The organism is Vibrio sp. SCSIO 43132 (genome assembly GCF_019904195.1).
GTDB classification, from domain to species: Bacteria; Pseudomonadota; Gammaproteobacteria; order Enterobacterales; family Vibrionaceae; genus Vibrio; species Vibrio nigripulchritudo.
Window position 1 is genome coordinate 51,374 of sequence record NZ_CP063200.1, and the last position, 12,931, is coordinate 64,304.

Consider the following 12,931-nt stretch of genomic DNA (forward strand, 5'->3'; position numbering starts at 1 on the left):
AGCGAAAGACCTTGCGCCGCGATTAAACCACATAGAACCCGAACAAAATTTAACCGCGAAAGGTCAACAGACCCTAGAAACCGCTCACACTTCACGAGTCGAAACTAGGCAGTTGTCCTGACCAAACGAGTTCGGTACATATCTGTCGGCATTGGAGTCGTTGACCCAATTCGAATCATTCACCAGATAGCGGAACTCAAATTCCTGATCTTTGGGTAAACGGGTTTTAAACTTAAACGTTTTGTCTTTTTTATTGCGCTTCATTGGCGTTGCTTTCCAATCCAGAAAATCCGCCACAATCGCTACTGAGCTGGCTTCTTTCTCATCCAACTCAAAGGTAACTTCCACTTCGTTCTTAGTCTTAAAAAATTTTTTGTTAATCACAACCAACTCCATCATTTATCGCAGTTTTCGTTTTTAATAATACAACCAGTTTCATACATCAAGACAACATACCATTCGATTTCTTACTTGGTCAAAGAAGCTGGCATTTACTGGTATTCGCTTAAGTATCATGAGACGACTTAAATAGCGCCATATATGAGTGTAGAAGTGCTTATCGAGTTCGGAAATATTCAGGACAAAAAAGAAGCACGTAAATATTCAACTTAGCTCGTAAAGAAAATTAAGCTCGAAGTGGAATCTATTCAATATATGAAGGATAGATAAAAAAAATACAAATCATTTGCATAATTATCCAACGTAAAACCTTGTCTCATACCTTAGTTTACTTTCAAAATTAGGATCATTATCAAATAATTTAATCTTGTAAAATCATAAGGATAATGAGCAATAAATTGCCCAGCTATGAAATAGAAAAGTATTTTACATAGAATCATAAAGTGACTGATCGCAAAAAAATGTATTTACTCATTAAATACCTTTTACTTCGAACCTTGATATGCTTAAGATATGGTTATAGATCATATGAATAAGTCGAGGGCCAATAACGTGGCAGACAAAAAACACCCAAAACCTTACGAAACAACGGCTGGAATCAGTTGGATCGCGACTCGTCAGATGCAGAACAGAATCCAGCTGGAAATCCAAAAACTTTACAAAGAGATCAATGTAGAACAGCTGCTTGTTTTGATGGAGCTGGACTATGAAGACGGTCTTCGTCCAAGTGTGTTAGCTGAGCGTCTGCAACGTAGTAAAGGCACTATGACCAGCCTTATTCGTCACGCAGAAAAGAATGAATACATCGCCTCGACTCCAGATCCAACGCATAAGAACGCGAAAAAGATCTTCCTGACGTTGAAAGGTAAAAAAGTGCACGACGAGCTGTCGCAAATCATCAATAAAGAACTGCAAGATGCCATGGCTCACGTTAACGAAGAGCATCAGGCAATCATTCATGAAGCCATGAAAGGCATGGTGATGCGCTATAACCCAAGCATTTTCGAATACTGATCAACCCCAAATACTCACCATTAACGCCAGCCTACGCTGGCGTTTTTTTATGTTCAATGAATCTATTTAGCGTTCGACATATTCGCTGTTCATATTGCCACATTTCAACCCGTCCTAATCTTGCAACATTGCGCCTTAAAATCTTCAACCTGATGGATCTTTAACCAATTATGGTATTACCATAAATGATATTTTTGGTAGTACAAGGAAGCACTATGGAAAATCAACATTACGTATGTGAAGAGCAGGAAATGGAATTGGAGAGCGTAAAAAGGTTCGATTTAGGCAATCATACTTACGCTATTTATCGCAGCCCAGATGGGGAGTTTTACGCCACCGCAGGGTACTGTACACACGAAGAGGCGCATTTATCTGAAGGATTAGTCGATGAGTACGAAATAGAGTGCCCGCGGCATTTTGGTGCGTTTGATTACAGAAATGGTATGGCAACGGTTGCCCCTGCCTGTATCGACTTAAAAACATACCCAGTCACTCTCAAAGAGGGCAAGGTTTACATAGAATTAGGGTAGCTTAGCTACCCTTTTAATCTTGAGATTTAAACAAGATCCCTTATCAAATGAGAGGGATCTTTTAGTTTATCGGAATCGACCACTTTGCCTTTCGCAATCGCTTTCTGAATGGCTCGAACGTCTCTTGCCAGCGCATTTCCCTCAGACACCGCAGCCACACACATCACTCGCTCGAATTCATCCAACTGAAAATGCATCAGCTTATCGTCGGCGAGCTTTCTGGTAACGTTTTTCGTTCCCAAATTTGGGTAGCCAGCAACTTGCAAGGTCATAGTCATTTGATCAGACCAAAAATAAGGAACATCCGAATACACGCTGTTTTCACCTGCGGCGTTTTTTCCTGCGACTGTGCCTTGTTGCCCTGCCGTTAACCAGGACTCCAACCGCAGCGAACAACCCACAGGTGTTTGATAGCGACAACAATCGCCCGCCGCATAAATATGAGGGTTGGAAGTACGCAGCGTCTCATCCACCAGAATACCGTTTTCAACCAACAACCCTGCTTGTTCGGCAAGTTGGGTATTGGGTACCGACCCGATTCCGACAACCACGCAATCCGCTTCAACCGACTCGCCACTTTCTAACTGCACAACAACACCTTGTTCTGATTGCAGCATAGATTGGCAAACTTCACCCAGTTTGAATTCGACGCCATTTTCAACATGTTTGCCATGCAGAATGTTTGCGATTTCGGTGGGAACAGCCCGACTCAGTATCTGCGAAGCCTGTTCAATAACTGTCACTTCTATGCCCATTGCACGTATTGAGGCAGCAAGCTCTAACCCGATAAACCCAGCACCAATCAGAACCACTTTCTTTGCACCCGTGCAGTTACGTTGGATTTTTTGAGCATCCTGCAACGTCCTAAGGTAATGCACTCGTTCGGATCTTTCGAACCCTGGCAATGTGCGAGCCGAGGCACCAGTTGCCATTATCAGCTTGTCATAAGTCAGGCTTAGCCCTTTGCGGGTAACTGCCTGCTTAGTATCGATATTTATGGATTCAACGCGTTCCCCTGAATGCACCGAGATACCTGAGTCACCATAAAAGCTTTCAGGAAAAACGGGCTTATTCTGAACGCTTTCTCCTTGCCATTTCGACAATGGAGGGCGCTCGTACGCCAGTCCGTCTTCTTCGCCGATGAGATGAATACTCCCTTCAAAGCCCACTTTTCTGGCAGAGATTGCCGCTGATGCCCCTGCGTATCCGCCTCCAACAATCACAATGTGTTTGCTCATCTGCTCCCTCACGTCGCTGATTTTTCATTGGACTCACGCGCTTTTCGCTTGGACTGGCGAAACGCTTCTTCAGCTTCCGGCGAGCCGTTGTGAAAACTGCCAAACCACTTGTCCAGCGGGATAATGCTTTCACCAAAATTCACTGTGTGATAGCGGTGATGCATGTAATGCATGATTTGCGCATTCTTCACACTCATCTCATCACCCAGAACAATTTCATCAAAACCAGAATGCCCTTGCGCTGGGGTGACGCCAGTATGAATACCATTGAACAACATGTGGAATGGGTGACTCGGCACAATAAGGTGGATCAGCATGCAGCTGAAATAGAGAATATGCTCGACGGGGTGCATCGCCATACCCGACCAGGGACCGATATTCACGTTCTTGTGATGCAGATAATGCACGCGCTGGTAAAGCGGCTCCCAATGGATCAGCCGATGAATCCAGTAGAAATGGAACAGTCGCCAGACTGGCATCAATACCAGCCACAACACAAACCAGACCGGGTTTGACTGGAAGTCGATATAAGGCAGCAGGCTGTTGGCGTACATCCACCAGAGCACGACTTCATAAGCGGTCCAAATGGTGCAGCCAGACACAATGCTCCAGAACATGTTGTCGAAAACCTGATCCTTGAACAGAAACAGAGAGTCGTTCTTCGCCATCCATCGACCGTTGTATTTGAATTTTCTGCCCTGCTTTTTGTAGCTATAGAGCCAGAGGTGCAGCGACCCAGCCACAATAAACAGCAAGACAATGTTACGTATCAGGATTTCCACCACCCAATCCGTTGCAAATGTCTCCATTCGGCTGAGTTCTGGGGTGAAATACATCATCACAATCACGGTCATGATGAGGTAACCCAAATTCCACGGAAACAGGTACCCCGGCATTCCAAAAAACCACTTCAGGAAAGCTTTGGGGTTTGGCGGCCAGACAAACACCGGCTCCTCAAACACGGGGTTACCTGAACGCCACTCCCCTCTTCTGTCGCGGACTTGCCCATGCTCGTCCACTACTTCTTTTGTTCGTTTTGTCATCACATCCTCCGAGTTGAGCGACGTTTCGTCTCTCAGTTCGTTATGCGAAAATTTGCATTAGCTGGCAGACTTTACGCCCGCCATATCTGCCAACATCTGCTCTTTATCCATATCCTGCAGACCATAATCGGCAACAATTTTGCCTTCGTACATGGTCAGCACCCGGTCTGCCAGCATGATCACTTCATCAATTTCATAAGACAGCACCAGCACCGCAACACCCCGGCTGGCAAGCTCTTCGATGATTCGGTAGATATCGGCTTTGGCATGTACATCGATGCCCCGAGTGGGTTCTAGCAAAATCAGCAGTTTCAGATCTTTATCCAGCCAGCGGGAGAAACAGATTTTCTGCTTGTTACCGCCACTGAGAAAACGGATTTCCTGTTCGGGAGATTCCGTTTTGGTGCTGGTTTCTCTGATGGCGTTTGCCACCACTTCCTGCACATCGCTTTGCTGAATCAACCCACCTTTGGTTCGTTTGTGAATGAAGGGCAGCACGATATTACTTTCGACCGAAAGCGAAGGAAGAATGCCGTTTTTGTCGCGGTTTTCCGACACAAACCCCATACCCATATTGACTGCAGAATCGGGCCCCTGACCCGGCTTTAAGGTTGTCCCTTCATACACCACGTTTCCGGTGTAATGCTTGTCTAAACCGAATATCGCTTTAGCAATTTCAGGTGCGCCGCAGCCCCTCAGCCCTGTCATCACCACAATTTCACCGCAGCGAATATCGAATGAAATGTTTTCGAAATCACCCGGTTTGGAAAGGCTTCTGAGTGAAAGCAGAACCTCTTCGCTCACCTGCTTTTCAGGTTTCACAAAGTCATCCAGATCGTCACCTGTCATAGCTCGAATCACGTCATTTTCTGAGGTATCCGAGACCTTGTCGCTGAGCACAATTTTGCCATCGCGCATCACTGTTACCCGATCGGCAATACCGAAGATTTCCGGCATATGGTGAGAGATATAGATGATGCTGATGTTCTGCTGCGTCATTTTTTCTACAAACTCAAACAGCTTGAGTTTGTCTTCTTCAGAAAGGGCAGAAGTCGGTTCATCCATCACGATCAACCAACTGTCGGTCATGATGGAACGGATGATTTCCACAATCTGCTTTTCACCCGAATTCAGGGTGTGAACCGGAGCCGCTGGATCGATGCTTAAACCAAAGAGATCCAACTGTTCCTGCACTCGTCGAATCATTTCTTTTTTATTCAGAAAAGGCGTGCCCGAATAGTGTATTTCTCGCCCTAAAAATATGTTGCCAAACACCGTCAGTTCATTAATAAGGGAATATTCTTGGTGAATGGTGCTAATGCCATGGTCGTTAGAATCGGAAGGTTTATCGATCTGAATCGGAGAACCATTGAGTAATATTTCCCCTTCATCGGCAGAATATACGCCCCCTAATACCTTGGTCAGGGTCGATTTACCCGCGCCATTTAACCCCACCAGCGCATGCACCTCGCCAGACTGGCAGGTAAAATCCACCGCATCCAACGCTTTGGTTTCAAAGAAGCGCTTGCAGATGTTGTTCATTTCAAGCCGTTTTTCGCTTTTCATTCTGAGCACTCCTTTATCCGTTAGCGTTATGGCGACGTTGACTCAAGGTGTCGATCAGAACAACGCCTAGCAGAATCGAGCCCTTGATAACGCTCTGTAGATACGGATTGGTGTTGGTCAGAATCAGACCATTCACGATGATGCCGTAAAGCAAAACCCCTAAAATGGTGCCGAATAAACGCCCTCTTCCACCGAACAGACTGGTTCCGCCCAGAACCACCGCCGTGATGGCGTCGAATTCAAGGTATAACCCTGCCCATGGCTGACCAGACGAGACACGCCCGACTGTCACAATCGCTGCCAACCCTGCCATTAACCCCGCCAGCATGTACACCGACATGATTGTGCGCTGAGGTCTGCGTCCGTTGACGTACGCAGTGTCTTCATTGCTGCCAACTGCGTAAACATCACGCCCGTAAGCGGTGCGATAAAGCAGAGTCGCCAGTACCAGATAAACCAACGCAACAAAAACAATCACCACAGGGAACGAGCCGTAGGACGTGCCCCCAAGCCATAGAAAAACTGGGTCGGTCACGTCAATCGAGTCGGCATCATAAATGACCAGTGCCAGCCCCCGTGCCAGTGCCATGGTAGCGAGCGTGATCATAAAGGCGCTGAGTTTGAGTTTTCCAACAAAGAATCCGTTGATAAAACCGATTGCAACCCCTGCCACCAGCGCAGCAGCAAAACCCAGAACCGGAATGCCTGTGGTAGTCAGGACGATGACCCCAACCCCGCCTGAAAAGGCGACATTAGAGCCCACCGACAAGTCGATGCCTGCGGTCAGCATAATGTAGGTCATTGCCATACTGAGCAGGAAAAGCACGGCGATACTTCTGAGGAGAATCCCGATGTTCGCCAGAGAATAAAAGTTTTCGTTCGCAATACTAAAGCCAACTGCTGTAATCACAATCAGCCCAATCAGCAACATATAACGGGTTCGAAACGCGTTCCCATTGCTGTTTGTTGGCTTAGTGCTGTTTGTCGGCTTGGTGTTGGCTGTTGCTGATTCGGTGCCCATTTTCGTTACCGTTCTGTCCATCCTTCATCACCTAATTCAATCGTTTGATCCTGGCTGCCAGCGCATGCTGACAGCCACCCAGCTTATTTCACTGAGTCAGGACCAAACTCCAGATAGCCGTACTGAGCCACTTCCAGCGCCTTGTCTACGTCATACACCACAATGTCTTTGGGGAAGCCGTTTTTCAGTGCTTTGTCGTGGTTCTCCTTGGTCATCACCAAAGGCGTGTAGAAGTCGTATACCTTGTCGACTGTCTCACCCTTATGGATGCGATACGCCATTTGGACGAAGTTCCACCCTTCGCGTGTACCACTCAAAAGAATGTCCGCTTTCACAGGAGAATTGTTCGCCTTCATTTGCTGGAGAATAGGAATGTCGCCGTCGTAACCCCAGAAGGTAATATTGTCGATACCTCGGTTTTGGGCGATGGCAAGAGAGGGATACAGATAGCCGTCCGTCACTACGGAGATCGCATCCAGTTTAGGGAACTTGGTGTACCAGTTTTCGGCAATGCTCTGCGCTTTGATGGTATCCCAGTCGGCAGGCTGCTCGGCAACCACCTTAACATTCGGGTAGTGACTCAATCCTTTGAGAATGCCTTCACGACGCGCTTCGCCTGAAGGGTTACCCGCCTGTCCAAGCATGATCGCAACCGTCACGTCACCTTCCAGCAACGCACCAAGTGCGCGCCCCTGATTGTAGCCATTGGTCACATCACCCAGCGTAAAACTGTAGTCTGCGGATTCCATCGGGCTATGAACCGCAACCCAGGTAATACCGGCATCCTGTGCCTTCTTCACCAAAGGTTCAAAGGCGTCTACGTTGATGGCGTTGACGAACATTACATCCGGTTTTTCGTTGATCGTGGTTTCCACCTGAAGCAGCATTTTTTCCAGGCTGCCTTCTGCGCTTAACCAGCGACCAGAAACGTTTCCGAACTCTTTGTCGTATGCCTTAATGGCGTCTTCAAACCCAGACAGCCACGCTACGTGATACGGTGCGACGTGACCGTCATTGATGAATACAATGTCCAAACCTTCGTCGGCCAGAGTTGGCGAAGCCAATCCTAGTGACACCAGTGCAGCCATTGCCACACGTTTAATCTTCTTCACAGTGTTGAGCATGACAATCTCCTTATTGTCGTTAGCGATCTGCCGGCGAGATTGGCTTAGCCTGTAATAGAGGTCGCCTGACGGATCTGGAAAGGGTCACACTGCGCCCTTTCCGGGTATCAATGATGTTGATATTGATGCAACTTTGGGCTCCTGATGAGTTATACACTCAGTAACTTGTGGATTGACGCGACTGCCAAAGCAGCCAGTTCAGTGCTAAAGCGGCAATGATCACCGAGCCTTTAAACACCAAATGCCAGACGTCTTCCACGTTCAAAAGATTTAAACTGTTGTTGATGACACCGATAAAAAGCACGCCCCAGAAAGCGCCGCCTATGGTGCCTTTGCCCCCCAGAATCAGGGTGCCTCCGATGATGATGGCAGCAATGCCATCCATTAAAATTCCGTTACCGTCCAGTCCCGGTTGCACAAACCCCATTCGGGTCGACAACACCAGTCCAGCGAAGCCGCTGCATAGACCAGCAAAGGTAAACACGCCCACTTTAACCGCATCCACATTGATGCCGGAAAGCTTGGCGTTTTCTTCGTTATTACCAATGGCAATGATGTACGCGCCAATGCGGGTGTGGTTGTAAACCACGTAGGCCAGGGCATACAGCAATACAAGAAACAGGAAAGAGATATAAAAACCGGCGAACTTCTCCGCCCCTACAAAGCGGAAGAAGTCGCCTACCAAAAAGATCATCTGACCTTTGGGAATGATTAATCCCGACAAACCTGTCGCGATAAAGAGGGTAGACAGGGTAACGATGAAAGCTGGCAATTTAAGACGAGACACTAACAACCCATTTGCCAATCCCATCGCCACAGAGCATACGACCACCGCCACAATGCCCCATTCCACGCCACCCGTTAATCCAAAAAGCACTCCTAAGACAATGGAAAACAGGACGGATCCCATACCTAAAGACAAATCGATATTGCCTGAAACAACGACAAAGAATTGCCCTAATGCAATTAGCCCAATCGGCACTATCTGCCGGGAAATTGCAGACATGTTGTCGATGCTCATAAACCGCGGGCTGATCAGATAAAACACAATGCAGCACGCGATAGTGACAAATATGATGTTCTTTTCCATTACAGTTCGTACAACGGCGTTCATTCCATTCTCCTTGCCATTTCGCGGAGCCAGTTCAGGCTCCGCTATCCCAATCCTCGGGGTACAAATTACTTATCTCGGAATACCAGTTTTTCTGAATACAAAAGGTCTATTGAGCGCGGACGCGATTAGTCATGTCTTCAGCCCATGGATGACGCTTAAACATGTTCTGATACAGAGGTTTCATCGCATCCTGATTCCACTTCACCAACTCATCACTTGGGGTGATCACTTCCACACCCTGCTCAACAAAGAAGGCTTTCGTTGCGTCGTTGTCTTTCACCACTGCCTGCCAGGAATTGGTGCTGTACTTAGCTGCCGCTTCCGTCACTACTTTCTGCTGTTCGGCAGTCAGACCTTCGAAAAACGCTTTGTTGATACCAAGGTTAAGCGAGGTAAACATGTGATTGGTTTCAATGATGTACTTCTGCACTTCGTAGAAGCCCTGAGCTTTAATCAGACTCATTGGGTTTTCCTGCGCATCGACCACACCCTGTTCCAGCGCGGTAAATACCTCGGTAAACGCCATTGCCTGACCGTTCACGCCAAGAAGCCCTGCCATTTCAAGGAACATGGCAACGTTAGGCACACGCATACGCAAGCCGCCGTAGTCTTCTGGTTTCTCGATTTTCTTGTTGGAAGAAATCACACGGAAACCTGATACCGAATACGCCAGGTGCTTCACACCAAACTCTTCAAATACACCAGCGATTTCTGTACCCACATCAGAATCCAGCACTTTACGGGCATGGTCGTAGTTACGGATAAGGAAAGGGGTTTCGGTAAACCCAAGGCGCGGATCCAGGCTTTGCATCAGTGAACCAAACAGTGCCACTTCGATGGTGCCATTTCGCATACCGTTGATAAGCTGCTCTTCTGAACCCAGTTGAGCGTTAGGGAAGATCTTCACATCAATGTCGCCATTGGTTTTCTCTTCCACTTCTTTTTCAAATTGTTGGAGGGCTATATGCTGAGGATGAGATTCAGCAAAATAATGACCAATCTTGATGGTTTTGTCGGAGCCAAACAGCCCCGCATGCGACACAGCACTTACCAGCAACAAAGGTGAAATCATTAGTGTTTTCAGTTGTTTCATTATAATTTCCTTATCAACCAATCCATTGGATAGGGAGAGTTATTATTTCTGGGACAAACACCAGCAGGAACAAGATGGCAATGTGAACCGCAAGGAATGGCCATATCCCTCGGGTAAGTTCACCCATTTTGATCTTGGAAATGCTTGAACCCACGTAGAGCACCGTTCCAATCGGTGGGGTAATCAAACCAATACTCAGGTTGATCACCATAAGCACCCCGAAATACACCGGATCAATCCCGAAGGACTTCACCACTGGCAGCAAAACAGGGGCAAAAATTAAGATGGCTGGCACGAGATCCATCACGCAACCCACCACCAGCAAGAACAACATAATGGTCAGAAGCACGACGGTGCCGTTATCTGAAATACTCTTCAGCAGTTGAATCAGTTCCGCTGGAATCTGAGCGACGGTAATCGCGTAACCCGACACCATAGCCGCAGAAGCGACGAACATGACAATGCCGGTGGTTTTCACGGTTGAACGGAAGATATCCAACAGCTTATTGAGCTTTAATTCTCGATAGAAAAGAGAAATCAAAGCGGCATAAATAGCGGCGATTACCCCCGCCTCTGTTGGTGTGAAGATACCGCCACGTAAACCCACAATAATGATTACGGGTAGCAACAATGCCCAGAAAGCATCTTTGAATTTTTTCCAACGTTCGGACCAGGGTTCGCGATCAAACACCAGGCTGTCTGAGCCACGGTAGAGATACGCCCACATGGCAGACAAACCAATGGCCATTAAAATCCCGACAGGCGCGCCGCCAATGAACATCTTGGTAATTGACACACCACCAATCACCCCGAAAATGATCATCGGAATCGAAGGCGGAATCGCCAGCGCGACAATCCCGACTGCACACACAATCCCGGTCGCGGATTTCGCTGAATACCCTTTCGACATCATCATAGGAATCAGAATCGCGCCAAGTGCCGCCGTGTCTGCAACCGCAGAACCCGACAGACCCGCAAAGATGAGACCAGAGATGATCACCACATAGCCAAGACCACCTTTGATGTGTCCGACCAGCGAAATCGCAAAATCCACGATGCGCTGCGATACCCCGCCCTGCTTCATGATTTCCCCGGTTAGGATGAAGAAGGGGATCGCCATCAAGGCAAAGTTGTTGGCACCATTGATGAAGTATTCAGCCATGGTTTGGTGATCATAAAGCCCGACCACAAACAGCAGCGCGGCGGCAGAACCCAAAAGAGCAATCGCAACAGGCACACCACTGAACAACAACCCAAACAGAGAGACAAGAAATAGCCAGATCATGCTTCTTCCTCCCCTTTATTTTGGCGACGGAAGAACAGCAGAATCACGCAGCAGGCTAAGCAGGACAAGACGCCAGCCAGGTAAATAATGCCTGTAGGTAACCCCGTTGACGGCAGCCCCTGCCCCTGAGTCAGCAGCATAAGTTTGTAGCCACCAATGACACAGGCAAGCAATACCAGTACGGAGATAATGGTGCGAATCACGCCCATCACTTTGGCAGTTTTTCCTTTCAGACGAGAAACCACAATATCGACTGCCAGATGCTCGTTTTCCTGATACGCAATCACGATCCCCAGAAACACCACCCAGACAAATGCGATGCGGGATACTTCTTCCGACCAGGCAAGCCCAGAGTCGAAGACATAGCGCAGCACGACATTCGCAAAGACCAGCCCCACCATGGCAACCAGTGTTGCAGCCGACAGTAAGTCGACACTAAAACGGAATAATTTACGGCTCCATTCCATTGTTATGCACCCTGCTTACTTAGACTGACTCAGGAAGTCATAAACGCCGGAGGGCACAGGTATGCCTTCTCGTTCGCACTGCTTCTGATACGCGACTTGGGGTTCGTTAGGAGCGAGTACTTTATCCACTCCGGGTGCGGTCGGGGCTTCGTGAAGCTCCTGCACCATGGCTGCCATCATGCCCGCAAAAGAGTGACCACCAAACTTGGCAGGATCTACCACAATCACCAGACTCGCTAGCTTGCGCATCTTGTCGTAGTCGTCGTACATGCGCACGATATGGTTGCTGTAGTTAGCCCCCATTAACACACCGGTAAGCGCATCAATGGCCAGTGCGATACCGAAACCTTTGTGACCACCGAAGGGCAGCAGTGTTTTGGCTTTGTGCGGATCAGTGGTTTCGTTGCCATCTTCGTCAATCGCCAGACCTAAGCCGATGGCATTTCCCGTTTCTTTAGCATGGAGCAATTTGCCGTAAGCCGTGGCACTGGTCGCCATATCGACAATAACCGGATCGCCATTTTCAACCGGAAAACCAAAAGCAATCGGGTTCGTGCCGAAAAACGGCTTGGCACCACCATAAGGGGCAACACAGGTATCGGTTTGAGTCATACAGATGCAGATCTTGCCTGCGTCAGTGACTTGTTTAGCAAAGTAGGAAAGCGCGCCGCAGTGACTGGTATTTTTAACCGGTACAAAACCAATGCCTGTTTCGCCAGCAAGCGAAATAGCCAGCTCAGTGGCTTCAATCAGCGCGGTATGTCCCATACCATCGTCTGAATCCAGCACCGCAACAGAAGGGGAAACCTCTTCAATTTTGTATTGAGGGCGAACATTCATGCCCCCCTCGGCAATGCGTTTGCAATAGTGTTCAACTCGCATCACGCCATGAGAGTGAACGCCGCGAATATCGGCATGCACTAAAACATCGGCGACCTGGCTGGCTTCTTTTTCTGTCAGACCCGCTTCAGCCAGTCTTTGTTGCGCCAGTTGGTGTAGGGTATCTGGGCTTACTTTTATTGTTGTCATCTTTCGTC

General features: G+C 48.1%; 13 protein-coding genes. 2 read left to right on the top strand and 11 right to left on the bottom strand.

Annotated features, from left to right (window positions below; translation table 11 throughout):
* Positions 1 to 84: 84 nt before the first annotated feature.
* The gene (locus INR79_RS18345; protein WP_022562111.1) at positions 85 to 384 is read right to left on the bottom strand and encodes an isoamylase early set domain-containing protein; all 300 of its coding nucleotides are present in this window, start codon (positions 382 to 384) and stop codon (positions 85 to 87) included.
* A gap of 543 nt (positions 385 to 927) precedes the next feature.
* On the opposite strand from INR79_RS18345, the gene INR79_RS18350 reads away from it, so the two are divergent.
* Complete coding sequence (locus INR79_RS18350) at positions 928 to 1,413, top strand: MarR family winged helix-turn-helix transcriptional regulator (protein ID WP_004404294.1); 486 nt, start codon at positions 928 to 930, stop codon at positions 1,411 to 1,413.
* A 215-nt stretch (positions 1,414 to 1,628) separates the two neighbouring features.
* Positions 1,629 to 1,943: a Rieske 2Fe-2S domain-containing protein gene (locus tag INR79_RS18355; protein ID WP_004404291.1), complete on the top strand. Its 315-nt coding sequence runs from the start codon at positions 1,629 to 1,631 to the stop codon at positions 1,941 to 1,943.
* A 26-nt stretch (positions 1,944 to 1,969) separates the two neighbouring features.
* Here INR79_RS18355 and INR79_RS18360 read toward each other — a convergent pair whose 3' ends face one another.
* The 10 genes from INR79_RS18360 to INR79_RS18405 all read right to left on the bottom strand — a co-directional run bounded on the left by INR79_RS18360 (position 1,970) and on the right by INR79_RS18405 (position 12,923).
* Positions 1,970 to 3,181 (bottom strand): NAD(P)/FAD-dependent oxidoreductase, encoded by a 1,212-nt coding sequence (locus tag INR79_RS18360; RefSeq protein WP_223098475.1) that lies wholly within the window; start codon positions 3,179 to 3,181, stop codon positions 1,970 to 1,972.
* An 8-nt stretch (positions 3,182 to 3,189) separates the two neighbouring features.
* Positions 3,190 to 4,224 carry a sterol desaturase family protein gene (locus INR79_RS18365; RefSeq protein WP_223098478.1) on the bottom strand — a complete coding sequence of 345 codons (1,035 nt, stop codon included), beginning with the start codon at positions 4,222 to 4,224 and terminating at the stop codon, positions 3,190 to 3,192.
* Between the two features lie 57 nt (positions 4,225 to 4,281).
* Positions 4,282 to 5,790: a sugar ABC transporter ATP-binding protein gene (locus tag INR79_RS18370; RefSeq protein WP_223098481.1), complete on the bottom strand. Its 1,509-nt coding sequence runs from the start codon at positions 5,788 to 5,790 to the stop codon at positions 4,282 to 4,284.
* A 13-nt stretch (positions 5,791 to 5,803) separates the two neighbouring features.
* Entirely contained in the window at positions 5,804 to 6,832 is a 1,029-nt protein-coding gene (locus INR79_RS18375) for an ABC transporter permease (protein ID WP_223098484.1), read from the bottom strand.
* A 62-nt stretch (positions 6,833 to 6,894) separates the two neighbouring features.
* On the bottom strand, positions 6,895 to 7,935 hold the full coding sequence (locus INR79_RS18380) for a sugar ABC transporter substrate-binding protein (protein WP_022562118.1): 1,041 nt from the start codon (positions 7,933 to 7,935) through the stop codon (positions 6,895 to 6,897).
* Between the two features lie 157 nt (positions 7,936 to 8,092).
* Positions 8,093 to 9,049, bottom strand: coding sequence for an ABC transporter permease (locus INR79_RS18385; RefSeq protein WP_004404272.1), 957 nt, complete (start codon positions 9,047 to 9,049; stop codon positions 8,093 to 8,095).
* 106 nt (positions 9,050 to 9,155) lie between these two features.
* A complete protein-coding gene (locus INR79_RS18390) occupies positions 9,156 to 10,142 on the bottom strand; it encodes a TRAP transporter substrate-binding protein (protein ID WP_004404269.1) in 987 nt (328 codons plus the stop codon).
* Positions 10,143 to 10,155: 13 nt separating this feature from the next.
* A complete protein-coding gene (locus tag INR79_RS18395; protein WP_004404266.1) occupies positions 10,156 to 11,427 on the bottom strand; it encodes a TRAP transporter large permease in 1,272 nt (423 codons plus the stop codon).
* Positions 11,424 to 11,894, bottom strand: a complete 471-nt coding sequence (locus INR79_RS18400; protein ID WP_004404262.1) for a TRAP transporter small permease — start codon at positions 11,892 to 11,894, stop codon at positions 11,424 to 11,426. Before INR79_RS18400 ends, INR79_RS18395 begins: the two co-directional genes overlap by 4 nt.
* 15 nt (positions 11,895 to 11,909) lie before the next feature.
* A complete protein-coding gene (locus INR79_RS18405; protein WP_200768045.1) occupies positions 11,910 to 12,923 on the bottom strand; it encodes an Ldh family oxidoreductase in 1,014 nt (337 codons plus the stop codon).
* Positions 12,924 to 12,931: the final 8 nt, after the last annotated feature.